General features: G+C 62.3%; 23 protein-coding genes. 13 read left to right on the top strand and 10 right to left on the bottom strand.

Translation table 11 applies throughout. The features are described 5' to 3' along the window. Positions 1–138: 138 nt before the first annotated feature. The gene (locus tag OSC50_RS17540; protein ID WP_181081534.1) at positions 139–771 is read left to right on the top strand and encodes a TetR family transcriptional regulator; all 633 of its coding nucleotides are present in this window, start codon (positions 139–141) and stop codon (positions 769–771) included. Between the two features lie 241 nt (positions 772–1,012). Here the strand turns inward: OSC50_RS17540 and OSC50_RS17535 are convergent, their stop codons facing one another. The 3 genes from OSC50_RS17535 to OSC50_RS17525 are packed head-to-tail and all read right to left on the bottom strand — an operon-like array spanning position 1,013 to position 3,593. Then, on the bottom strand, positions 1,013–2,068 hold the full coding sequence (locus OSC50_RS17535; protein ID WP_266248346.1) for an alkene reductase: 1,056 nt from the start codon (positions 2,066–2,068) through the stop codon (positions 1,013–1,015). Positions 2,069–2,095: 27 nt separating this feature from the next. Then, a complete protein-coding gene (locus OSC50_RS17530) occupies positions 2,096–3,262 on the bottom strand; it encodes an MFS transporter (RefSeq protein WP_181081532.1) in 1,167 nt (388 codons plus the stop codon). A gap of 13 nt (positions 3,263–3,275) precedes the next feature. Next, complete coding sequence (locus tag OSC50_RS17525; protein WP_181081531.1) at positions 3,276–3,593, bottom strand: ArsR/SmtB family transcription factor; 318 nt, start codon at positions 3,591–3,593, stop codon at positions 3,276–3,278. Positions 3,594–3,748: 155 nt separating this feature from the next. Here OSC50_RS17525 and OSC50_RS17520 point away from each other — a divergent pair, with 155 nt between their 5' ends. Next, positions 3,749–4,327, top strand: a complete 579-nt coding sequence (locus OSC50_RS17520; protein WP_266248347.1) for an acyl carrier protein phosphodiesterase — start codon at positions 3,749–3,751, stop codon at positions 4,325–4,327. Positions 4,328–4,365: 38 nt separating this feature from the next. On the opposite strand, the gene OSC50_RS17515 is transcribed toward OSC50_RS17520, so the two are convergent. Together OSC50_RS17515 and olsB are read right to left on the bottom strand one after the other, a co-directional pair. Beyond that, on the bottom strand, positions 4,366–5,157 hold the full coding sequence (locus OSC50_RS17515; protein ID WP_181081529.1) for a lysophospholipid acyltransferase family protein: 792 nt from the start codon (positions 5,155–5,157) through the stop codon (positions 4,366–4,368). After that, positions 5,157–5,912, bottom strand: coding sequence for an L-ornithine N(alpha)-acyltransferase (olsB, locus tag OSC50_RS17510; RefSeq protein ID WP_266248349.1), 756 nt, complete (start codon positions 5,910–5,912; stop codon positions 5,157–5,159). Before olsB ends, OSC50_RS17515 begins: the two co-directional genes overlap by 1 nt. A gap of 184 nt (positions 5,913–6,096) precedes the next feature. Here olsB and OSC50_RS17505 point away from each other — a divergent pair, with 184 nt between their 5' ends. The 4 genes from OSC50_RS17505 to OSC50_RS17490 all read left to right on the top strand — a co-directional run bounded on the left by OSC50_RS17505 (position 6,097) and on the right by OSC50_RS17490 (position 9,419). Beyond that, positions 6,097–7,170, top strand: coding sequence for a serine hydrolase domain-containing protein (locus OSC50_RS17505; RefSeq protein WP_266248351.1), 1,074 nt, complete (start codon positions 6,097–6,099; stop codon positions 7,168–7,170). Beyond that, on the top strand, positions 7,167–7,481 hold the full coding sequence (locus tag OSC50_RS17500; RefSeq protein ID WP_253511075.1) for an amidase: 315 nt from the start codon (positions 7,167–7,169) through the stop codon (positions 7,479–7,481). The genes OSC50_RS17505 and OSC50_RS17500 overlap by 4 nt, the downstream gene beginning before the upstream one ends. A gap of 188 nt (positions 7,482–7,669) precedes the next feature. Then, positions 7,670–8,260: a YceI family protein gene (locus OSC50_RS17495; RefSeq protein ID WP_266248354.1), complete on the top strand. Its 591-nt coding sequence runs from the start codon at positions 7,670–7,672 to the stop codon at positions 8,258–8,260. A gap of 1 nt (position 8,261) precedes the next feature. Next, positions 8,262–9,419 (top strand): phospholipase D-like domain-containing protein, encoded by a 1,158-nt coding sequence (locus tag OSC50_RS17490; protein ID WP_253511082.1) that lies wholly within the window; start codon positions 8,262–8,264, stop codon positions 9,417–9,419. A 114-nt stretch (positions 9,420–9,533) separates the two neighbouring features. Here the strand turns inward: OSC50_RS17490 and bglX are convergent, their stop codons facing one another. Next, a complete protein-coding gene (bglX, locus tag OSC50_RS17485) occupies positions 9,534–11,825 on the bottom strand; it encodes a beta-glucosidase BglX (RefSeq protein ID WP_181081524.1) in 2,292 nt (763 codons plus the stop codon). Positions 11,826–12,063: 238 nt separating this feature from the next. On the opposite strand from bglX, the gene OSC50_RS17480 reads away from it, so the two are divergent. The 4 genes from OSC50_RS17480 (at position 12,064) to OSC50_RS17465 (ending at position 15,464) form a co-directional block, all read left to right on the top strand. Next, on the top strand, positions 12,064–12,675 hold the full coding sequence (locus OSC50_RS17480; RefSeq protein WP_253511085.1) for a LemA family protein: 612 nt from the start codon (positions 12,064–12,066) through the stop codon (positions 12,673–12,675). 18 nt (positions 12,676–12,693) lie between these two features. After that, positions 12,694–13,422 (top strand): TPM domain-containing protein, encoded by a 729-nt coding sequence (locus OSC50_RS17475; RefSeq protein WP_266248357.1) that lies wholly within the window; start codon positions 12,694–12,696, stop codon positions 13,420–13,422. A gap of 31 nt (positions 13,423–13,453) precedes the next feature. Continuing rightward, positions 13,454–14,071: a TPM domain-containing protein gene (locus tag OSC50_RS17470; RefSeq protein WP_181081144.1), complete on the top strand. Its 618-nt coding sequence runs from the start codon at positions 13,454–13,456 to the stop codon at positions 14,069–14,071. Positions 14,072–14,228: 157 nt separating this feature from the next. Then, positions 14,229–15,464 (top strand): class I SAM-dependent methyltransferase, encoded by a 1,236-nt coding sequence (locus OSC50_RS17465; RefSeq protein ID WP_181081143.1) that lies wholly within the window; start codon positions 14,229–14,231, stop codon positions 15,462–15,464. Here OSC50_RS17465 and OSC50_RS17460 read toward each other — a convergent pair. From OSC50_RS17460 to OSC50_RS17445, 4 genes are all read right to left on the bottom strand, one after another. Continuing rightward, a complete protein-coding gene (locus OSC50_RS17460) occupies positions 15,448–18,003 on the bottom strand; it encodes a TonB-dependent receptor (protein WP_266248360.1) in 2,556 nt (851 codons plus the stop codon). The two genes, OSC50_RS17465 and OSC50_RS17460, sit on opposite strands and share 17 nt — an antisense overlap. A gap of 126 nt (positions 18,004–18,129) precedes the next feature. Then, entirely contained in the window at positions 18,130–19,098 is a 969-nt protein-coding gene (locus OSC50_RS17455) for a FecR family protein (RefSeq protein ID WP_266248362.1), read from the bottom strand. Then, complete coding sequence (locus OSC50_RS17450; protein WP_181081140.1) at positions 19,095–19,634, bottom strand: RNA polymerase sigma factor; 540 nt, start codon at positions 19,632–19,634, stop codon at positions 19,095–19,097. Before OSC50_RS17450 ends, OSC50_RS17455 begins: the two co-directional genes overlap by 4 nt. A 199-nt stretch (positions 19,635–19,833) precedes the next feature. Beyond that, complete coding sequence (locus OSC50_RS17445) at positions 19,834–20,850, bottom strand: DUF4917 family protein (RefSeq protein ID WP_266248364.1); 1,017 nt, start codon at positions 20,848–20,850, stop codon at positions 19,834–19,836. 124 nt (positions 20,851–20,974) lie between these two features. Between OSC50_RS17445 and yiaY the strand changes: the two genes are divergently transcribed. The 3 genes from yiaY to OSC50_RS17430 all read left to right on the top strand — a co-directional run bounded on the left by yiaY (position 20,975) and on the right by OSC50_RS17430 (position 23,862). Further along, positions 20,975–22,123, top strand: coding sequence for an L-threonine dehydrogenase (yiaY, locus tag OSC50_RS17440; RefSeq protein ID WP_253511103.1), 1,149 nt, complete (start codon positions 20,975–20,977; stop codon positions 22,121–22,123). A 111-nt stretch (positions 22,124–22,234) separates the two neighbouring features. After that, entirely contained in the window at positions 22,235–22,909 is a 675-nt protein-coding gene (locus tag OSC50_RS17435) for an NAD(P)H-binding protein (protein WP_253511106.1), read from the top strand. Further along, on the top strand, positions 22,909–23,862 hold the full coding sequence (locus OSC50_RS17430) for a LysR family transcriptional regulator (RefSeq protein ID WP_181081136.1): 954 nt from the start codon (positions 22,909–22,911) through the stop codon (positions 23,860–23,862). The genes OSC50_RS17435 and OSC50_RS17430 overlap by 1 nt, the downstream gene beginning before the upstream one ends. Positions 23,863–23,957 lie beyond the last annotated feature (95 nt).

Raw genomic sequence — 23,957 nt, 5'->3', positions numbered from 1 at the left:
AAGCAGCGGCCAAAGCCTCGATTTTAGTACGTTCGGTGCCCATGACGGCGTCGTCCCACAATTATTCAGATGATCGATACCGCCTATTAAGACAGCATTATCGATAGTCCTAAGTGTTCTGATTGAGGTTTTACTGCCATGGTTCGTCGCACCAAAGAGGAAGCTCAGGAAACGCGCAGCCAGATTCTCGATGCCGCCGAGCAAGCCTTTTACGAGCGCGGCGTCGCGCGGACCACGCTGGCGGACATCGCCGCACTGGCCGGCGTAACGCGAGGCGCTATCTATTGGCATTTCAGTAATAAATCCGATTTGCTCCAGGCGCTGCTCGATACGCTGCACGAGCCCTTGGACGAGTTGGCCCGGGCCAGTGAAAGCGAGGATGAACTCGACCCGCTGGGCTGTATGCGCAAGCTGCTGATTCGTTTGTTCCATCAAGTGGCCCTGGACCCGAAAACCCGACGCATCAATGAGATCTTGTTTCATAAGTGCGAATTCACCGACGAAATGTGCGACATGCGCCGCCAGCGCCAAACGCATAGCCTGGAATGCAACCTGCGCATCGGCCTGACACTGCGTAATGCGGTCCATCGCGGGCAACTTCCGGAAAACCTCGACACCACGCGTGGCGCGGTGTGCATTCATGCCTACATCAATGGGCTGATCGGCCAATGGCTGCTGGTCCCCGACAGCTTCCAATTGCAGCAGGAAGCCGAACGCTGGGTAGAGGCAGGGCTGGACATGCTGCGCTTGAGCCCAAGCCTGCGCAATTGAGACAAAATGCGTAATTGCGTCCAGTTGTGTCAACAGTAAAGCCTAAGGACGGTCAATCGTCCTTCTGACTTATTCGTGGGGTGACTTTATATACGGGCTGGCCGGCGCTTGATAGGTAGCCGCCTAAGTATTTTGTAGGGAATTTGTTGCAGGGCTGTGAAGGAATGTTACACAGGCAACGACGGGGCAAACATGTGGGAGGGGACAGGCCCCTCCCACATTTGGTTTGTGTCTCAGGCGATTACAGCGGCAGGGTCGGGTAGTCGATGTAACCCACCGGGCCTTTGCCATAGAACGTCTCCGGATGCGCTTCGTTCAGCGGGGCATCGGCCTTCAGGCGAGCCGGCAGGTCCGGGTTGGCAATGAACGGCACGCCAAACGCCACCGCATCCGCCTTACCCTCGGCCAGCCACGCGTTGGCGCTGTCTTTAGTGAAGCGTTCGTTGGCGATATACGCGCCGCCGAAGGCTTTTTTCAGCTGTGGACCGAGGCTGTCGGCGCCTTCTTTCTCGCGCGAGCAGATAAACGCGATGCCGCGTTTGCCCAGCTCAGTGGCGACGTAGGTAAAGGTCTGCGCCAGGTTGGCGTCGCCCATGTCGTGCGCATCGGCGCGGGGTGCCAGGTGCACGCCCACGCGGCCAGGGCCCCACACGTCGATGGCCGCATCGGTCACTTCCAGCAGCAGGCGTGCGCGGTTTTCCAGGGAGCCGCCGTACTGATCGGTGCGCTGGTTGGTGCTGCTCTGCAGGAACTGGTCGAGCAGGTAGCCGTTGGCCCCGTGAATTTCCACGCCGTCAAAGCCTGCAGCCTTGGCATTCTCGGCGCCGGTGCGGTAGGCGTCGACGATGTCGGCGATTTCAGCGGTTTCCAGGGCGCGCGGGGTCGGATAGTCGGCCAGCGGACGCACCAGGCTGACGTGGCCCTTGGCCTGGATCGCACTCGGTGCCACGGGGGGTTCGCCGTTCAGGTAGGACTCGTGGGAGATCCGGCCGACGTGCCACAGTTGCAGGAAAATCTTGCCGCCCGCGCCGTGTACGGCCTTGGTCACGTTGGCCCAGCCACGCACCTGGTCGTTGGACCAGATGCCCGGGGTGTCCGGGTAGCCTACGCCCATTTGCGTTACGGAGGTGGCTTCGCTGAGGATCAGCCCGGCGGAGGCACGCTGCACGTAATACTCGGCCATCAGCGCGTTGGGCACGCGGCCGGCGTCGGCGCGGCAGCGGGTCAGCGGGGCCATGATGATGCGGTTCGACAGCTCCACGTCACCCAGTTTGATCGGATCGAAAATAGTCGTCATCGCACAATACCTTCTTTATTACATTGATCAGTTGGTCGCAGGGGCCAGGTCGGCATCGCCGCTCTGACGGAAAGTTATCAAGGTCACCACAAGGGCAAGGATCGCCAGGGCAGCGGCCGCCAGCGGCACACTGGTCAGGCCGAAACCATGGGCGATCACGCTGCCGCCGACCCAGGCGCCGAGGGCGTTGCCTATGTTGAACGCGCCGATGTTCAAGGTGGACACCAGGTTCGGCGCGGCCTTGCCAAAGGTCACCACGTTGATCTGCAGCGCCGGTACGGCGGCGAACGCGGCGGTTGCCCAGAGGAACAAGGTGATTTCGGTGGGGATCACGGCGACGCTGGTCCAGCTCAGCGCGGTGGACACCACGGCCATGCTGATAAACACGCCGATCAGAGTGGCTGCCAGGCGCTTATCCGCGAGCTTGCCGCCGATGATATTGCCGACGGTCAGGCCCAGGCCGATCAGCAGCAGGGTCCAGGTCACGCCTTTGGGCGATACACCGGTGACATCGCCCAACAGCGGCGCCACGTAGGTGAAGAGAGTGAACATGGACGCCGCGAACAGGGCGGTCATGCTCAGCGACAACCAGATACCGGCGCCTTTGAGGGCGGCCAGTTCGGCGCGCATGTCGAGCTTTTCTTCGTCGCGCTTGGCCGGCAGGAAACGAATCAGGCCGATCAACGCCACCACGCCGATCACCGTCACCGCCCAGAAGGTCGAGCGCCAGCCGGCTTGCTGGCCCAGCGCAGTGCCCAGGGGAACACCGAGCACGTTGGCCAGGGTCAGGCCGGTAAACATCAAGGCCACGGCCGAGGCCCGCTTGTTGGCCGGCACCAGGTTGGCGGCGACCACCGAACCAATCCCGAAGAAGGCGCCGTGGCACAGCGCGGTGACCACGCGAGCGAACATCAGCACATTGTAGTCGCTGGCCAGGGCGCAGAGCAGGTTGCCAATAATGAAAATCCCCATCAACGCTACCAGGGCGGCCTTGCGCGGCAATTTAGCCGTGGCCAGCGCCATAAAGGGCGCACCAATGGCCACGCCCAGGGCATAACCGGTGACCAGCCAGCCGGCGCCCGGGATCGATACGCCGAGGTCCGCCGCCACATCGGGCAGCAGGCCCATGATGACGAACTCGGTGGTGCCGATGGCGAAGGCGCTCAGGGCCAGGATGAGGAGCGAGAGGGGCATTTGCAGGGTCCTTTTACAGCGGTTCGGCGCTGAGTTCAGTGATGAGCGCTGTGAGGAAGGCTTGGATCACTTCCTCATTGCGTTTGAAAAAGTGCCACTGCCCGGCCTTCTGGCTGCTGATCAGACCCGCGCGTTGCAAGGTGGCCAGGTGGGCCGACACGGTCGACTGGGACAAGCCGCAGCGTTGGTCGATCTGCCCGGCACAGATGCCGTACTCGTGGTTGTGCAATTGCTCGGGGAATTGCACCTTCGGGTCTTTGAGCCAGGTGAGGATGTCTCGCCGTACCGGGTGCGCCAGGGCTTTTATTATTTCGTCGAGGTCGATGGACATGGCAGTGTGCTCGGTGTTGTAAAGCGTTATATCGCGATGAGGCGAACTTTAAATCGGTATATCCCGATATACCAATACGATTTTGCTCTGAGGTCAGACTGAATCGGTATATCGGGTTATAACGATACGTTAAGCGCAGTGCTAGACTGCGCGCCATGAATTATCTCGCACATCTGCACCTGGGCGGCCAGTTGCCTGCGCAACTGCTGGGCAGCCTGTATGGCGACTTCGTTAAAGGCCGCCTGCAGGGCCAGTTCAGCCCATCCATTGAAGCGGCGATCCAGTTGCATCGTTCGATCGACCGTTTTACCGACAGCCATCCGTTGGTAGGGCAGGCGTTGTCACGCTTCAGCCTGACCCGTCGGCGCTATGCCGGGATCGTTCTGGACGTGTTCTTCGATCACTGCCTGGCGCGGGATTGGGCGTTGTATGCCGACCAGCCGCTGGAAGACTTCACTTCGCGGGTGTACCGGGTACTGGCGGCCGAACCGGCGTTACCGGGGCGGTTGGCGCAGATTGCGCCTTATATGGCAGCGGACGATTGGCTGGGCTCATACCGCGAGTTTGCGGTGATGGAGCACGTGCTGCGCGGGATTTCGCGGCGGCTGACGCAACCTGAGGAATTGGGGCACGCGATGCAGGAGTTGCGACTTTTATATGAACCGTTGAGTGAAGACTTCCGGCGCTTCTACCCTCAATTGCAGGTGTTCGCACAGGCTCAACTGACGCCGTAAAACTAAATGTAGGAGGGGCTTGCCCCTCCCACATGGTTTCAAGCAGCGAACGCTGGTCGCGCCGCTACCGGTTCAACTTCAGCGATCGGCCCGAACAACGCCTTCTGCACCGCCTGCTGCGCCTGGAACGCCAGGGCGGCACGCTCCTGCCCGGCGCAGGCAATCGGTGTGAGTACGTGGATTTCCACATCGCCCTGATCATTGGCAAACAACCGCATCAGGTGCGAGAGCAAATCGTCATCGCCAATGAACGGCGCCAGCGGGTCCACCTGCCCATCGCGCAGGTAACGGATCGCCACCGGTTGCAGCGACACATCCGCATCGATCGCGCTGGCCAGCAGGCGCCCGTGGAAGGTGCGCAGGCTGCGGCCGTCGGTGGTGGTGCCTTCGGGGAACATCAACAGTGGATGTTGCTGCTCCAGATGCCGGGTCATCTGCTTGCGGATCAATTGGCTGTCGCCCGAGCCCCTGCGGATAAACAGGCTGCCGGCCTTCGCCGCCAACCAGCCGGCGACCGGCCAGGTGCGCACTTCGGCCTTGGACAGAAACGACATCGGCGCAACCATGCCCAGCAGCGGTATGTCGGTCCAGGACACGTGGTTGCTCACCCATAGCATCGGTTGCGTCGGTAACTGGCCATGAACCGTCACGCGAAAGGGCAGGGCGTTGGTCAGCCGGGCCATGAAGAACCGCGACCAGCGCTGGCGGCGCACCATCGAATTGGCCACGCCCAAGCGTTCGAAAAGGCCAAACACGCTGGCCATGCTCAAGCCCAGCGCCACCACCAGCAGCACGCGGGCGATGCGCCCGTATACACGCAGGCGGCTCATCACATGGCCGCCTTGAAGTGGCGCGCATAGCGCGGGCACAACTCGTCGCGCTTGAGCAGGATAAACACGTCGGCGACCTGGAAGTCTTCGTCCCAGCATGGCTCGCCGCAGATCTTCGCGCCCAGGCGCATATAGGCCTTGAGCAGCGGCGGCATTTCGGCGATCACGTTGGACGGCAGATCCAGGGCCGGCAGCGGCTTTTTCGGCTCGGCGCGCAGGTGTTCGTTGCACAGGTAGCGTTCGCGCAGGCGCTGCATGATCGCATGGGCCTGGATGCCGCCGTCGTGCATCGGAATGCTCGCGCAGCCCATCAAATAGCTGTAGCCGCCCTGGTTGAGCACCTCGGCCAACTCGCTCCACAACACCGCGATGGTGCCGCCGTTGCGGTAGGCCGGGTCGACGCAGGTGCGTCCGATTTCCAGGATCGGGCCCTTCAGGTGGAGCAGGCCATGCAGGCTGAATTCTTCTTCGCTGTAGAACCGGCCCAGGGTGCTGGCGGCCTGGTGGTCGAGCAAGCGAGTGGTGGCTACCAGTCGACCGGTGTTCAAGTCCCGCACGCCGATATGGCTGCAGTGCACATCATAGTCATCCATGTCCAGGCCGTGTTCCGCGCCTTTCAGCTTGGCGTTGAACTCGCCGCTGAATACGTTGAACCGCAGGGCCTGGGCTTCCTGCAAAGCCTGGGCGCCGATCAGGCGTTCGGCTTGCAGACGGCGTTCATTGCCGGTGTCGCTGATGCGGGCGATCTGAGTCATGGCGAGTCTCCGAGTGCCGGCCACGTTTCGGCCGGTCGACTTTGTTGTCCGAAGTCAGGCTATGGAGGCCCGGTGTCATCTCCATGAAGTTATGGTGACGCTTGGATGACAGGCCCTTTGTCGTCAATCTGTCATGCGCCTGGGCTAGCCTCGCGGGTTTGAATGCCCCGTCGAGTTCGCGTCCATGGTCAGAGGCCTGTTGTGCGTTGCGCTGTTGTTGTTCACCGTTAACGGCCACGCTGAAACCTGGCCCGACCCGCAATGGGCCGAGGGCGCGCGGCTCACCGGTCCCGCGCTCCAAGCCCTGGACGCCTATGCCTTTCCCCCGCGCGACGACAGCACCCGCCAAGGCATTCGCACCGACGCCCTGCTGGTGATACGCGACGGTGAAGTCATCTACGAACGCTACGCCGCACCCACTACCGCCAGCACGCCGCACTTGACCTGGTCGGTCAGCAAAAGCCTGATGGCCTGCGTGCTGGGGGTGGCCTACGGCGACAACCGCTTCAAATTGAGCGACCCGGTGGCGCGGTTTTACCCGCCGATGAAGCAGCATCCGACGGTCACAATGGCCGATCTGCTGCACTGGGCCTCGGGGCTGGACTGGCAGGAAGACTACGAGTTCGCCCCGCTCAAATCCTCGGTGGTGGCCATGCTCTATACCCGTGGCCGCACGGACATGGCTGAGTTTGCCGCGAACACGGAGGCCTCTAGCGCGCCGGGCCAGGCGTTCCGTTACTCCAGTGGCGACAGCAATCTTTTATCCGCCGCACTGAAAGGCATGCTCGGTCACAAGGCCTATATGAGTTACCCGTGGGATGCGTTGTTCAAGCCACTGGGCATTCGCAATGCCACGTGGGAAACCGACGGCGACGAGACGTTTGTCGCCTCGTCCTACGCTTACCTCACCGCTCGCGACCTGGCGCGGGTCGGCCTGCTGATGGCGCGGGAGGGGCGTTGGGGTGACCAGCAACTGCTGCCCAAGGAGTGGGTGGCCTTCAATCGCCAGCCGTTCAACCGATACCAAACCGGGCAGGACGAAGCTGTCCCCGGCGGCCATTGGTGGCTCAACCAAGGCACGCCAAGGCCTTGGCCCGGCGCTCCCGCCGATACCTTCGCGGCGCTCGGCCACTGGGGCCAGGCACTGTTCGTATTGCCCGATGAACGCCTGGTGATCGTGCGCTACGGCGACGATCGTGACGGCAGCTATCGCCACAACGAATTGCTCAAACGCGTGCTTGCGGCGGTGCAACCATGATCCGTCGTCGGCCGTTGACCGGTTTTTTTCTGCTGTTATTGCTCGCGCTGTTGGCGTGGGTCTGGCACGAACGCGTCAACCTGCAAGCCTTCCCCGATATCATCGCGGCGTACACCGCCAAAGAGTATTGCTCATGCCGCTATGTGGCGAATAACCCGGCGCAGTACTGCAAGGGGTATGTGAAGCAGTACGTGCCGACCAGCGCCTTCAGCGACAACCCGGAGCGCAGTGAAGTGACGGCGAGCGGGCTGGGCCGAACCCACAGCGCAAGGTGGCTCGGCGACCGTCAAGGCTGCCGCCTGAATCCCTGACACGGCACACTTCCCCTGCGGGAGCTGGCTTGCCTGCGATGACGACGGCACAGGCGACAGTGATGTTGACTGACCTGCCGCTATCGCAGGCAAGCCAGCTCCCACAGTTGATCTGCTTCGTCAGTTACATTGCGCCCGGCAGGCGGCGCAGTTAAGGTTCGTCCAGGTTTTTTGCCCCTCGAGTCTTTATGTTCAATGCTTCTCTGATAAAACCCCTGGCCTTCGCCTTGCTGGCGGTCGCTGCTGTGCCCGCCCATGCCGACTGCTACCTGGATAACGAATCCTCGCGCCTGTCGTTCGTCACCACCAAAAACACTGAGATTGCCGATGTGCATCGTTTTCTGGTGCTGCACGGCAAGGTCGACGACAAGGGCGCGGCGCAGGTGCAGGTGGAATTGGAGTCGGTCAACAGCGGCGTGCCGCTGCGCGATGAGCGCATGCGCAATCAGTTGTTTGAGATCAAGACGTTCCCCGAGGCGTTGATCAGCGCGCAGATCAATCTGCAGCCCATTAACGACCTGGCCCCCGGCGCGCAATTGGAGTTGCGCCTGCCACTGAGTGTGACCTTGCACGGCAAAACCCAGGCCTACAGCGCCGAGCTGCTGGCCACGCGCCTGGATGACCGGCGTTTCCAGGTGGTGACCCTGGAGCCGGTGGTGCTGCATGCCGAGGATTTCGACCTGGCGCCGGGGGTGGCCGCGCTGCGCAAGGCGGCCGGGCTGAAGTCGATCAGTTTGTCGGTGCCGGTGGGTGCGGTACTGATCTTCACGGCGCGCTGACATGGGCGGCGCGGTGTTTCCGTGGCGCAGCGCCAACCGTTTCGAGTTGTTGATCGACGGCCCGCAGTTTTTCCCGCAGATGCTGGTGGGCATTGCCCGTGCCGAACAGCAAGTGGACCTGGAGTTGTACTTGGTGGAGGCCGGTGCGTGCGCCGAGGCCATGGTGCAGGCACTGGTGCTGGCCGCCGAGCGCGGTGTGCGCGTGCGGTGCCTGTTCGATGACTACGGCAGCCTGGCGTTTACCCTGTCGCTGCGCAAACGCCTGACTGACGCCGGGGTGGAACTGCGCTTCTACAATCGTCTGAGCTGGCGACGCTGGATGCGTAACCTGTACCGCGACCATCGCAAGCTGTTACTGATCGACCAACAGCTCGCCGTGGTCGGCGGCACGGGCGTAACGGATGAGTTCTGGACGCCGGGCCAGGACACGGCCGAGTGGCACGAGGTGATGGTGCAGGTCAGCGGCCCGCTGGTGCTGGACTGGCAGGCGCTGTTCGACCGCCAATGGCACGCCAACGCGGCGCGGCGCGCATGGAAACCCGCCACGCATTTCGGTTTGCCGCGTCTGCCCAAGGTGCCGGCGACGGGGCCGGGGCTGGGCCGGGTGGCCTACGCGGATTCCCGACAGCACCGCGACATCCTGCAATCGTTAATCCGCGCGCTGAACAGTAGTCAGCAACGTATCTGGTTCGCCACGCCGTATTTTCTGCCCACGTGGGGTGTGCGCCGCGCATTGCGCCGGGCAGCAGGGCGTGGGGTGGATGTGCGTTTGCTGCTGACCGGCCCGCGCACCGATCACCCGTCGGTGCGTTACGCCGGGCACCGCTATTACCCGCGTCTGCTGCGCTCGGGCGTGCAGATTTTTGAATACCAACCGTGCTTTCTGCACCTGAAGATGGTGTTGGTGGACGACTGGGTGAGCATCGGTTCGTGCAATTTCGACCACTGGAATCTGCGTTTCAATCTGGAGGCCAATCTGGAAGCGTTGGACCCTGAGCTGACCCAGGCGGTGGCGGCGAGTTTTACCGCGGATTTTGCCCAGAGCCAGGTGGTCAGCCTGGAGGCGTGGAAGGCGCGGCCATTGTGGCGGCGGGTGAAGCAGCGGGTGTGGGGCTGGATTGATCGGTTGGTGGTAAATCTGCTGGATCGACGCGATTAACGATCGTTCCCACGCTCTGCGTGGGAATGCCTCTTGTGACGCTCTGCGTCACGCTTTGGACGCGGAGCTTCCTGTGGCTGCATTCCCACGCGGAGCGTGGGAACGATCATTGAATCAAAGCAGCTCGAAGGTCTGCTGCTGCACATCCTGGGAATCCAACCCGATCTGCACATTGAACTCACCCGGTTCGGCCGCGTACTTGAGCTGGGTGTTGTAGAACTTCAAGTCTTCTTCGGTGATGGTGAAATGCAGCGTGCGCTCTTCACCGGCCTTGAGCATGACTTTCTGGAAGTTCTTCAACTCCTTGATCGGACGGATCATCGAACCGGCCACGTCCTGGATGTACAGCTGCACCACGGTTTCGCCGTCGACCTTACCGGTGTTTTTCACGGTGACGCTGGCGTCGAGCTTGCCGGTCTTGTTCAGGGTCGTGGACGACAGCGCCATATCCGACACGCTGAACGTGGTGTAGCTCAGGCCATAACCAAACGGGAACAGCGGCCCGGTGGTGTCATCGAAGTACTGCGAGGTGTAGTTGCCCGGCTTGCCTGGGGTGAACGGCCGGCCGATGGTCAGGTGGTTGTAGTAGGTCGGAATCTGCCCCACCGAACGCGGGAAGGTGATCGGCAGTTTGCCCGACGGGTTGTAGTCGCCGAACAGCACATCGGCGATGGCGTTGCCGCCTTCGGTGCCGGCGAACCAGGTTTCCAGGATGGCGTCGGCCTGTTGGTTCTCGTCGAGGATTGACAAGGGGCGGCCGTTCATCAGCACCAACACCAGCGGTTTGCCGGTGGCCTTGAGCGCCTTGATCAGGTCGCGCTGGCTTTGCGGGATGTTCAGGTCGGTGCGGCTGGAGGACTCGTGGGACATGCCACGGGACTCGCCCACGGCGGCGACGATCACGTCGGCCTGCTTGGCCGCTTGGACCGCCTCATCGATCAATACCTGCGGCGAGCGCTTGTCATCCACCACTTCCGGCGCATCGAAGTTGAGGAAGTTGAGGTAGTCGACCACCGCCTTGTCGTTGGTGATGTTGGCGCCACGGGCGTAGAGGATTTTGCCTTTTTCACCGATCACGGCGTTGAGGCCGTCGAGCAGGGTCACCGATTGCTCGGGTTTACCGGCAGCCGCCCAACTGCCCATCATGTCGATCGGCGCCTTGGCCAGCGGGCCGACCAGGGCGATGGTCGCGGATTTTTTCAGCGGCAGGGTGTTGTTCTGGTTTTTCAACAGCACCAGGCTGCGGCGCGCAATATCACGCGCTTCGGCGCGGTGCAGGCGGCTGTCGGCGTAGGTGTCGGCCGGGTCGTCCTCGGCCTTGCCGATACGCAGGTACGGGTCCTTGAACAGGCCCATGTCGTATTTGGCGCCGAGGACTTCGCGCACGGCGTTGTCGATGTCGCTCTGCTCGATCTCGCCGGACTTGAGCAGCCCCGGCAGTTCCTTGCCGTACAGCGAGTCGTTCATGCTCATGTCGATGCCGGCCTTGATCGCCAGTTTGGCGGCTTCACGCCCGTCCTTGGCCACGCCGTGCTTGATCAGTTCGAAGATCGCGCCGTGGTCGCTCACGGCCAGCCCCTTGAAGCCCCAGTCCCTGCGCAGCAGGTCGTTCATCAGCCAGGTATTGGCGGTGGCGGGTACGCCGTTGATCGAGTTGAGCGCCACCATCACGCTGCCGGAACCGGCCTTGATCGCCGCGTGATACGGCGGCAGGTAGTCCTGGTACATCTTGACCGGGCTCATGTCGACCACGTTGTAGTCGCGCCCGCCTTCCACCGCGCCATACAGGGCGAAGTGCTTGACGCTGGCCATCAGGCTGTCGGCATTGGCGGGGCTGGTGCCCTGAAACGCCTTGACCATCACGTCGGCGATGCGCGAGACCAGGTAAGTGTCTTCGCCGAAGCCTTCGGAGGTGCGGCCCCAGCGCGGGTCGCGGGAGATGTCGACCATCGGCGCGAAGGTGATGTCCAGGCTGTCGGCCGCAGCTTCCTGGGCGGCGATGCGGCCGGAGCGGCCGATGGCGTCCATGTCCCAGCTGGAGGCCAGGGCCAGGCTGATCGGGAAAATGGTGCGGTGGCCGTGGATCACGTCGTAGGCGAAGAACATCGGGATCTTCAGGCGACTGCGCATGGCCGCGTCCTGCATCGGACGGTTTTCCGGGCGGGTGATGGAGTTGAACGTGCCGCCGATGCGGCCAGCGGCGATTTCCTTGCGGATCAGCTCGCGGGGCATTTCGGGGCCGATGCTGATCAGGCGCAACTGGCCGATCTTTTCATCCAGGGTCATCTGCTTGAGCAGGTCGCTGACAAAGGCGTCCTTGTCCTTAAGCGCAGCAGGCTTTGTTTCTGCCCATACGGGGTGAGTGGCCAGCGTGGCAACAAGGCCGAGCAAACACAGCTTTTTCATGAATATCCTTTTTCGGCTCACTGCACAGCGCTCGCGCTGACGGCCAAAATGTGGGGAGCGTCTATTGTTGTTCGGGCGTTGTTCAGAGAAATACCGCACACTTCTGAACTCTTATTCGCGCTGGGCATCTTTGTAGCTGATTGGCTCGATGCATACCAGTGGTGGCGGATTATGCCCCAAGCGCGCGGTTTATAGGGCAGGTCATCCAATTCCATCCAGTTTGGGCAGGAGATACATCATGCAAGCAGCACACGTTAACCGCTGGGGCCTCAAAGCCGCGGCTCTGCTATTGATCAGCACGGTGCTGAGCGGTTGCGGCATCAACACCATTCCCACCCTCGACGAGCAAGCCAAGGCGGCCTGGGGCCAGGTGCAGAACCAGTACCAGCGCCGTGCCGACTTGATCCCCAACCTGGTGGAAGTGGTCAAAGGCTACGCCGCCCATGAGCAGGACACCCTGACCGCCGTGATCGAAGCGCGGGCCAAGGCCACCTCGATCCAGGTCGACGCCAGCACCCTGGACAACCCGGAAAAACTCAAGCAGTTCCAGCAGGCCCAGGACGGCTTGAGCGGCGCCCTCAGCCGCTTGATGGTGGTGTCCGAGCGCTACCCGGATCTCAAAGCCAACCAGAACTTCCTGGCCCTGCAATCCCAGCTGGAAGGCACCGAAAACCGTATCGCCGTGGCGCGCCGCGACTTTATCCAGGCCGTGCAGGCGTACAACACCGAGATCCGCACCTTCCCAGGCCGTTTGTGGCACAGCGTGATGTACAGCGATTTGCCGATTCGCGCCACGTTCGAAGCCACCAGTGCCGATGCCGATAAAGCGCCGCAAGTGAAGTTCAAATAAGGCTGCACTGAGGTGTCGATGCGTTTATTAAGGATAGGCCTGGCGCTGTGGCTGTTGGCCTGCGCGGGCGCGGCCCAGGCAGCGTTGACCTTCCCGGCGCTGACCGGGCGGGTGGTGGACAACGCCCAGATGATCGACCCGGCGGTGCGCGCGCAGTTGACCCAGCAGTTGCAGGCGCTGGAGCAGACGCGCGGCGCCCAGATCGTGGTGGTCACCGTGCCCGACCTGCAAGGCGTGCCGATCGAGGACTTCGGTTATCAATTGGGGCGCCAGTGGGGCATCGGCCAGAAGGGCAAGGACAACGGCGCGCTGTTGATCGTCGCCCGCGATGAACGCAAGTTGCGCATCGAAGTGGGTTATGGCCTGGAAGGCGTGCTCACCGATGCACAGTCGTGGGTCATCATCAACCAGGTGATCGCGCCCAAGTTCAAGGCCGGCAATTACAGCCAGGGCATCAGCGACGGCGTGGCCGCGATGGTCCAGGTGGTCGGCGGTGAACCCCTGGCGGTGCCGGCCCATGTGGCGGACGGCAATTTTGCCAAGGATAATCCCGGCCTTTCCATTGGCCTGTTCGTGCTGCTGATCGGTGTGCTGTGGCTGTGCAATCGCCTGGGCCTGCCGGTGGGCGCGATCCTGCTGGCGATCCTCAGCAGCAGTGGACGCGGCGGCGGTGGCGGGGGCGGCGGCGGTGGTTTCCGGGGCGGCGGGGGTGGCTTCGGCGGGGGCGGGGCCTCGGGCGGCTGGTAATGACAATAACGATAAAAGAGCATCTATAACCATGGCACTACTGAGTGAACACGAACAACGCCAGGTCGCCGAAGCGATCGCCCGGGTCGAGCAGCAGACCGACGCCGAGCTGGTGACAGTCCTGGCCGCCCGTGCCGATGACTACGCGTACATCCCGTTGTTGTGGGCCAGCCTGATCGCCCTGGTGGTGCCGGGGGTGGTGCATTACCTGTCCGGCTACCTGACCATGTACACCTTGCTGCTGGCGCAGTGGGCGACGTTCATTGTGTTGTGCCTGGTGTTCCGCTTGCCCAAGGTGACGACCCGCCTGATCCCGCGTTCGGTGCGGCATTGGCGCGCATCGAACCTGGCGCGCCGGCAGTTTCTGGAGCAGAACCTGCACCACACTGTGGGCAGCACCGGCGTGCTGATTTTTGTCAGCGAGGCCGAGCGCTATGTGGAAATCCTGGTGGATGAGGGCATCTCCAAACGCCTGGACGACAGCAATTGGGACGCCATTGTCCAGGCCTTCACCCAGCAGGTGAAACAGGGCCAGACACTGGCCGGGTTCATTGCCTGCATCCAAGCCTGTGGCGAGTTGCTCAAGGTGCATGTGCCGCTGACCCAGGCGCGCAATGAACTGCCTAACCGCCTGGTGGTACTTGAGTAACCCGAATACCTCGATCAAACCGTGTGGGAGGGCTTGCTCCCTCCCACATTCAGCCCCGGTCTGTTCAAGCGCCGTACCGTTGATCAAATAACTCCGTGCCCTGAACCCTCATCCCCCCTAAAATGCCCGGCATTCCCTGCCCGAGGCGTTTTTGTTCATGTCCGTCACCGCTCAACCCGCCCGCCCTGCGCCGGATCATCACGCCCAGTTCATCGAACTGCTCGGCGAAAGCCTTGCGCACAGTGCCTTTATCAAGCTGGTGCTGGCCAAGTACGTCGGTGACGAAGCCGAGCTGCAACGGCTGATCATCAAGCCGGTGACCGTCAAGGAGCAGGCGTGCCTGTCCTTCGTGTACCGCTACAAAACCCGCGACATCACCAAGAACCTGCCCGTGGCCGAAGGCGTCGCGGCGATTGCCGCGCTGTTGCCGGCGTCGTTCAAGAACGCGCACTTGCTGGCGCTGACCGACGAAGCCCAGCTGGAATACAGCAAGAAGAACAAAAGCTCGCTGTTCAAGAGCAAGCCGCAGCAACTGCGTGAGGCGCCGTCGGCCGAGCACAACCGCGAAAAGCATCGTTTTCTCGACCTGAGCCGACCGTTCCTTGCCGACCTGGGCGTGACCGACGCCAAGCAGACGCTGATCCCGTCGATGTCGCGCAAGTGGAAACAGATCAACAAATTCATCGAGGTGTTCAGCCATGCGCTGACCTCGTCGCCGCTGAAACTGGACCAGCCGGTGCGGGTCGCCGATTTTGGTTCGGGCAAGGGCTACCTGACCTTCGCCATCCACGATTACCTGCGCAATACCCTCAACGCCGAAGCTGAAGTGACCGGCGTCGAGCTGCGTGAAGACATGGTGACCCTGTGCAACAGCGCCGCCGCGCGTCTGGATCACCCTGGGCTGGTATTCAAATGCGGCGACGTGCGCAGCGTGGCGCCCAGCGAACTGGATGTGATGATCGCGCTGCACGCCTGCGACATCGCCACCGACTATGCGATCCATACCGGTATCCGCTCCGGTGCGTCGATCATCATGTGCTCGCCGTGCTGCCACAAACAGATCCGCCTGCAGATCCAGAGCCCGGCGCTGCTCAAGCCGATGCTGCAATACGGCCTGCACTTGGGCCAGCAGGCGGAAATGGTCACCGACAGCCTGCGTGCGCTGTTCCTGGAAGCCTGCGGCTACGAGACCAAAGTGTTCGAGTTCATCTCACTGGAACACACCAACAAGAACAAAATGATCCTGGCCGTCAAGCGTGCCGAGCCGGTGGATAACGCGTCGTTGCTGGAGAAAATCCAGGCGCTGAAAGCGTATTACCACATCACTGAACACTGCCTGGAAACCCTGCTGCGCGCGGATTTATCCGTACACCTGCTCAGAAAAAACGCGTGACGCTGATCTTCGCATCGCGGCCCTTGGTGTAGGCCCGGTCGCCGCTCAGGGCTGGGCGATAGTTGTTGTTGAACATATTGTCGAGGGTGAAGTTGACCTCGGTGCCCTTCAGGTAAGCCTGCTGCGGCTTCCATTTGGCGAACAGGCCCTGGGTGTTGTAGCGCTTGTTGTTGTATTGGTCGTAAAAGGTGTCGCCGACGCTGCTGCCGGGGCCGCCGGAGTATTTGTCGCTGGGCAGGCGGTCGGTGGCGCCGACGAACTGGCCCATCCATCCCACTTGGGCGTCCCAGGCCGGAATATGAGTGCCGAGCACCAGCACCCACTTGGTCGGTGGAATGTCCCGCGCCGACACATCCGGGCCCCACGGGTTGGTGTACGCGCCTTCGTGCTGGCCGGTGGTATAGGCATACGACACCGAGCCGAACAGGTAGGTGGAGTTATAAAACGATTCCACCTCGAAGCCTTTGATGGTCACGCCGCCGATGTTGCGGTAGTTGGCCATCGGCCCCGGCGGGCAGGCCGTGGAAATCGTGCCGCCATTGATTGCCTGGTTCTGGCAGCCGACGCCGGTGGCCTTGAAGATTTCGTCTTCGACTTTGTTGTGAAACAGCGTCGTACGCACTTGCAGGCTGTCGTCCTGAGCAATCAGGTTGTCGAAGCTGGTGATGTTGCCCACGGTGATCGACGTGATGCGCTCCGGGTCGAGGTCGACGCTGGTGGCGGTGCGACTGCCCACGCCCTGCACTTCATATTGTTCGTCGATCACCGGGGCGCGCCAGGTCTGGCTCCAGTTGGCAAACAGTCCGACCTGCGGGGTGACGGTCCAGAACAGCGCCAGGCGGGGCGACCATCCGGTGTAGGTGCGGTCGCTGTAATCATGGCCAACCGCCGGATCGGGATTGCTGTAGTACGGCGCATCGTTGGCCTCGCCACGGTTGCGCACGTGGTCGTAGCGCAGCGACGGAGTGACCGTTACGTCGCCCAGGGTGACCGCATCCTGAATGAAGACACTGTTGGTATCGACCTTGCCGTGGGGCATGAAGCCCGGCTGGAAATGCCCGTAGTTGTAGCGCGGCGTGTTGTAGGTGGCGCCGGGCATCCACATCTCGGTTTCCCGCGTATGCCTGCGGATCTGCGTGCCGACGGTGACCGCGTGCTGCAAAGGCCCGGTGTCGAACAGGCTGACGTTGCGGATGTCGAGGTTTTTGTCGGTGTAGGCGGTGTCCATCCGGCGGCCGCCACTGGCCAGTTGGAAAAACGCCGTGTCGGTGCGCTCGTCGGTCTGCTCGGTGTTGGATTGCGAATATTTGACGGTCAGGTCCACCAGCGGGTTATCCAGCGGCTGGTATTCGTACTTGCCGGACCAAGTGGTGTCGACCGTATCGCGGTTGGCCAGGAAACGCTTCAACGCGCCTTCGTAGCCGTAGCGGTCGATATTGGCCTGGGTCGGTGGCGTGGGGTAGCTGGCGGCTGAAAACGGGGTCCAGCGGTCGCTGTGGGAACGCGAGTACGACAGGCCGACGCTGTGCTCATCGGTGAAGTGCGCATTGACCTTGAACAACTGGCCGTCGACGTTCTGGGCGGAGTTGGGCAGGCGCTGAGGGTTGATCGGGTACTGGTTGTTCTCGTTAGGCAACTTGGCGGCGACTTTCATGTCGTCGCCGTCGCGCTTGGTCAGGTAGGCCAGGGCGTCGAAACGGCCGTCGTCGGTGCGACCGAACACGGCACTGCTGTAGACCTGCTCATGGTCGTTGCTGGAGTAGCCATATTTGAGCATCGCGCCGCTGTTGCGGCCCTCTTGCAGCAGGTCGGGGGCGTCCTTGGTGGTCATATTGACCGTGCCGCCAAAGCCACCGTTGCTGGTGAAGGGCGAGTTAGGGCCTTTCTCCACCTCAATGCTCTTGATCAGTTCCGGTTCGATAAACACCGTGCCCTGCTGGTAGCGCTCGAAGCCGCTCTTGGTGGCGCCGTCAACGGTCAGCGGCACGTCTTCGGCATCGCCGAAACCGCGAATGTTAATGGTCTGGCCGCCGGGTTTGAGCGAGCCGCCCTGGCTGACCCCGGGCAGGGTCTGCAGCAGGCTGGGAATATTGTTGGCCTGATAGCGCTCGATGTCGGCCTGGCTCAGCGTGGAGCGGCCGACGGTGCTGGAGTCGACTTCATTGCCGGTGCCGATCACGCTCAGGGCCTCCAGCTGGATCGTGCTGCTGGAAGTGGTCCTGGCCGCTTCGGGTTTGACCACGTAAGTGCTGCCGACCTTGATCAGGATGAACTCGCCGTTGTTCAGCAAGTTGCGAATCGCCGTTTCCGCGCTGTAGTCGCCGTCGAGCGCCGGGGCCTGCAGGTTCTTGAGTTGGGCCTCGTCGAACAACAGCTGGATTTTGGTCTGCTGCGCCACTTGGCTCAAGGACGCGGCCAAAGGTTGGGCGGGCAGGTGCAGCGTGAACGACTCGGCCTGGGCGCCCAGGCTGAAGGCCAGGCAGGTAAAGGCAAGGGTCGGTCGAAACATCGGCGAAGCGAGGCAAGGCGCGCGAAACATGAAATCCCCCAGGGTGGCTGAAAGGCCGAAAAGGTGTGCGTATCAAACGCAGACGGGAGGAAGACGGGGCTGGAAAAAAAATCCACACATGCGAATGCAAAATATTCTCATGTGTGGGGCCTGGGATTATTGGTTCGGTTCGATCCTGATCGCACCGTCGGCCGCGCTTACGGTTTTCACCGGCAGTAACGCAGGCAGGGCGTTGAGCAGGGCGTCGGGGTCGTTCACATCCAGGTTGCCCGATACTTTCAACTGCGCCACGGCTTGACTGACCTGCAACGGTGCCTGAGGCCGGTACAGGCTCAACTCATCCACAAGGCTGGCCAGTTCGCGATTGCGAAAGGCCAAATGCCCGCTGCGCCAATCGGCGACCGCTTCGTCGGAGAGGGGCTGCTGGACCAGCGTGCCCTTGGCGTAGGTGTAACTGGCGCGCTGTTGGGCATGGAGCTGGAGAGTTGGGCCTTGGGGCGTAGGTGCGAACGCGACCTGGCCGTGGGCGACGCTGACTACCAGTTGCCGGGGACCACGACGTACATCAAACCCGGTGCCGACCACGCGCACACTGGCCTCACCGGCGCGCACGAAGAGCGGGCGTTCCTTGTCGGGCGCCACGTCGATATACAACTGGCCTTCCTCCAACTGCACGATGCGCTGCAGGGCGCTGAAATCCACGCGCAGACGAGTGTTGGCGTTCACGTAGAGCGTGCTGCCATCCGGCAGGCTGAGCGTGCGCGCGCCCTTGGCCTGGGCCGACACCTGGAGGTGATACAGCTCGCGGGGCGCGCCGAGTTGCGTGGCCATCAAGGCGCACAGGACCGCCGCCGCTACCGCCAGCGCCGGGCGCCATACCGATGCCTTGCGCGGCGGCAGCGCCACGGGTTTGTTCAGTTGCTGCAACTGCGCGAGATCGGCCCACAACTGCTCGAATTCGGCATAGGCGCGGGCATGGGCCGGTACGGCGTGCCAGGCGGCGAAAGCCTTGCGGTCGGCACGGCCGGTGTCTTCACGGTTGCGTGCAAACCAACTGGCGGCCTGGGCATCGATGGAATCGCTGGCTTCGATATCCAGAATGTCGGTGTCGCTCAGGCGGTTCATTCTGGCTGCTCCGTGCCGGGTTCGTGTTGAAGGCGTCGCTTGCAATGCAGCAAGGCAAAGGCGATGTGTTTTTCCACCATGCTGATCGAAATGCCCATGCGCGCGGCGATCTGCGCCTGGCTCAGGCCTTCGAAGCGGTGCAGCATAAGGGCTTCTCGCCTGCGGGGCGAGAGTTCGGCGAGGACTTCTTTCAATTGTTCCAGACGCTGCAGGCGCAGTGCGGCGGCCATGGGTTCGTTCTGCTCCTCGGTGACTGCTTCGGCGTCCTTGTCGACCTGCTCGCACTGCACGGTCTGGCGCACCTTTTGTTTGCGCCAATGGTCACGCAGCAGGTTGCGCGCTACCTGAAACAGAAACGCCCGAGGCTGCTCGACGTTGGCCCGGTCGCGGTAACCCAGCCATTGGGCGAACACATCCTGGGTCATGTCCGCCGCGTCGCTGACGTTATCCGTGCGCTTGCGCAGAAAATGCAGAATGTCCGCATAGAATCCGCGAAAAGCATCGGCCGACAACGGGTCGGGCTTGGGACGAGACATGGATATCCTTCCTGACGCAGAGAGGGTGTGAAAACGTCGCGGATGATATCGAGAATTATTGTCATTTGTCTCCAGGTAAAGCTGGCTTTCCTTATATCGTTAGGTCTCGACACATGTTCAGCGGAAATAACACCCGAGACCACAACCCGTGTGTGCGCCGCTCCGCCTGTGGTGTCTGCCTTTAGATGGGTGTCGTGACCTATGGCTCCACAGGGACCGACAACGCCGGATTGCCCAGCGCATGGGTGCGTGCCGCAAAGAACCTCAGCGCCACTCCGGTGCCGTCGAACAACTGCGAATACCGGCGCTTCTGCTGACGAATGAAGCCATCACTGCGCCCTGAAACCGAGATCGCCAACAGGCTCGGCCTGGCGTGACGAATCGCGTCCACCAAATGACTGTCCTGCGTGCCCAGCTCATGGCCGAAGATGCACAGCGCGCCCTGGTGAGCGAGCAGTTGCGCGTAACAGAACGACAGGTAGTCCGAACCGCGGATGGTCTTGAGCTTCTCCTGCACCGTGCCTTCGCTGACGAACAGCGGCACATCGTCCAGGGTCTTGAGCGTGTTGTTGATCGCGAAGCTGCTGAGCAGCGTGCTGTCGGTGGTCGGCAGTTTGCGTGCGGTGCCGTCCAGGTTGCGCACCAGGTGCAGCCCGCCGTGCAGGTACAGGATACGCGTGGCCTCGCTGCGGGTGTCGCGCAGGTCGAAGCGGGCGTCGGCGCCGCGGAACAGGTCATCGATGCCGGGGGTGTGCAGGATCGCCCAGTAGTTGAGCAGGTCGTAATTGCTGGTGAACACCGTGGGGTAGCGGGCCAGTTCCGCATTGATTGTCGCCAGCGTCGACGGCTGCACCAGGCGCCAGGGAATATGCACGGCGTGAATCGTATTGATCAGCGCCTCCTTGATCGCGTAGTAGCGATTGCGCGGCGCGGCCGAGCTGACCGCCAGCGCCTTGTTGACCCGGCTGGTGGTTTTCAATGCGCTCAGGGCTTGCTCGAAGCTGCGGGTCTGCAACGCATCGAACACACTCAGTTCGGAGGCGCTTAAGGGTTTTTCTTCAACGGTGCGGGCGTTTTCGAACAGCGAGTCGTAGGCAAAGTCTTCCCAGATCGCCCGGCTGGCGCCGTTGCCGATCAGTATCGCGCTGAAGTCGTGGGTGCTGCGCAGCGCGCTCCAGTCTTCAAGGTGGGCATCAGTATCCTGGAAATCCTTCATTGCGGCGGGTCTACTCGAAATCGGCTGGGCGGTGACTTTATCACGAGCCGGCGTTGATCCTGATCAAGGTGCGCCCTGCGGCTGAGGTTGATGCTGTACGTATAACGTCATCCGAGGATTCGCCATGAGCAGCACTTTCTTCATTCCAGCCGTCAACATCATGGGCACCGATTGCCTCGACGAAGCCATGAACGCCATTCGCAACTACGGCTTTCGCAAGGCCCTGATCGTCACCGACGCGGGGCTTGCCAAGGCCGGCGTGGCCGCGATGATTGCCGAGAAACTGGCGATGCAGGACATCGACTCGGTGATCTACGACGGCGCCAAGCCCAACCCCAATGTGGAAAACGTCGAAAAAGGCCTGGCGCTGTTGCAGCACAGCGCCTGCGACTTCGTGGTGTCCCTGGGCGGCGGCTCGCCCCATGACTGCGCCAAGGGCATCGCGCTGTGCGCCACCAACGGCGGGCATATCAGCGACTACGAAGGGGTCGATCAATCAACCAAGCCGCAGTTGCCGCTGGTGGCCATTAACACCACCGCCGGCACCGCCAGCGAAATGACCCGGTTCTGCATCATCACCGACGAAACCCGCCACGTAAAAATGGCCATCGTCGACCGCAACGTCACGCCGTTGCTGTCGGTCAACGATCCGTCGCTGATGGTCGGCATGCCCAAGGGCCTCACCGCCGCCACCGGTATGGACGCGCTGACCCACGCCATCGAAGCCTACGTGTCCACCGCCGCCACGCCGATCACCGACGCCTGCGCGATCAAGGCCATCGAATTAATCAGCGCCAACCTGCGCCTGGCCGTGCGCGACGGCAGCGATAAAGCCGCGCGGGAAAACATGGCCTACGCGCAGTTCCTCGCCGGCATGGCCTTCAACAACGCGTCCCTGGGCTTCGTGCATGCCATGGCACATCAGTTGGGCGGTTTCTACGACCTGCCCCACGGCGTGTGCAACGCAGTCCTGTTGCCTCATGTACAAAGCTTCAACGCCAGCGTCAGCGCCAAACGCTTGAGCGACGTCGGCCGCGCCCTGGGCGCCGATACCCAAGGCATCAGCGATGAAGAGGGCGCCCAGGTCGCCATCGCCGCCATCCGCAGCCTGGCCCACGACGTGGAAATCCCCGCCGGCCTGCGTGAACTGGGCGCCAAGTTGCAGGACATCCCCCTGCTGGCCACCAACGCACTCAAGGACGCCTGCGGGCTGACCAACCCACGCCGGGCCGATCAGCGTCAGATCGAGGAGATCTTTCGCAGCGCGTTCTGACAGGGGCGGGCATCGGCCGCAAGCGGTAAGCTACAGGTTGCCAAAGTGTGGAACTTCCACTGCGATCAACTTGCGGCTTACCGCTTGCGGCTTAATGCTGAGGTCCCTTTTATGAGAGTCTTGTTATTCGGCGCCACTGGCATGGTCGGCCAGGGCGTGTTGCGCGAGTGTCTGCTGGCGGCGGATGTGCAGGAAGTCGTCGCCGTTGGCCGCACCCCGCTGCCGCAGGTGCATGGCAAGCTGCATCAGGTGTTGCACGCCGATATGCTGGATTTCCAGGCGTTGGAAAATCTGTTGCAGGGCTTCGATGCGTGTTTCTTCTGCCTGGGTGTTTCTTCGGCGGGCATGAATGAAGCGCGCTACACCCATCTGACTTACGACTTGACCCTGGTCGCTGCCAGCACCCTGGCGCGGCTCAATCCGCAGATGACGTTTATCTACGTGTCCGGCGCCGGCACCGACAGTACCGAGACGGGCAAGTCGATGTGGGCGCGGGTCAAGGGCAAGACCGAGAACGCTTTGCTGCGCTTGCCGTTCAAGGCGGTGTACCTGTTCCGCCCCGGGGTCATTCAACCGTTGCACGGTGTGCGCTCCAAGACGCCGCTGTATCAGGCGTTCTACAGCGTGTTCGGGCCGCTGCTGTCGCTGGTCCGTCGGGTAAAGCCTGAATGGGTGGTGAGCACCGAGTCGGTTGGTCGCGCGATGTTGGCGGCGGTGCGCCATGGCGCGCCGCAGGCGGTGGTGGAACAGGCCCAAATCCAGCGTCTGGCCGGCGAGCGTGTGTGATGTTGCACAAGAGTCTGGTACGGCGCCTGGACCTGATCACCCTGCAACTGTTCGTCGCGGTGTTCGAAGAAGGCACGCTGACCCGCGCCGCCACCCGTGAAGCCATTGCGGTGTCCGCTGCCAGCAAGCGCCTGATGGAACTGGAACAGGTGCTTGGTGTGAGCCTGTTTGTGCGCCGGGCCAAAGGCATGGAGCTGACTGCCGCCGGTGAGACCCTGCTGCACCATGCGCGCAGGATGCTGTTCAACGTCGAGAAAATGGGCCTTGAGCTGGGCGAGCACAGCCATGGCGTGCGCGGCTATGTGCGGATGCTGGCCAATCTGTCCGCGATCATTCAGTTCCTGCCCGAAGACCTGCGGGATTTTTCCGAGCTGCACCCCGAAGTCAAAACCGATCTGGAAGAGCGCCCCAGCAACGGCGTAGTGCAGGGCGTGCTGGACGGGGTGGCGGACCTGGGAATCTGTTCCTGCGACACCGACACCAAGGGCCTGCCCAGCGTGACCTATCGCCACGACAAACTGGTGGTGCTGATGCCGCCGGACCATCCTCTGGCGGGCCGGCCGAGCCTGGCGTTCGCCGACACCCTGGGCAGCGATCACATCGGCCTGCACGCCGCCAGCTCCATCAACATGCGCACCCATGCCGCCGCGCGCGAGGCGGGCCAGATGCTGCGCCTGCGCATTCATGTGCCGGGCTTCGATGCGATGTGCCGCATGGTTCAGGCCAAGATGGGCATCGGTATCTTGCCGCGCAAGGCCTATGAACTGTTCGGACGTCCCCTGGGCCTGCATGCCGTGGCGCTGACGGATGCCTGGTCGGACCGCAGTCTGATTCTCGTCGTACGGGATGAAGCACAATTGTCGCCGGTCAGCCGTTTATTGTTCGACTACCTGAGCCTCTCAATGCCTTCCCTGGAGCGGCCTGACAGCCTGGTCCTACGGAAAAATTCATGAGCGTTCGCGTTTAGCGAACGCTCCTTGCCCACTGACGGTTGGATTTCCCGCGCGGTGCTCCTCTAGCCTTGGTCACTATTCCAAGAATAAGAGGT

It is taken from the genome of Pseudomonas quebecensis (assembly GCF_026410085.1).
Classification (GTDB): domain Bacteria; phylum Pseudomonadota; class Gammaproteobacteria; order Pseudomonadales; family Pseudomonadaceae; genus Aquipseudomonas; species Aquipseudomonas quebecensis.
Note: the sequence above shows the minus strand (reverse complement) of the source record. Positions and strands in the feature narration are given on the sequence as shown.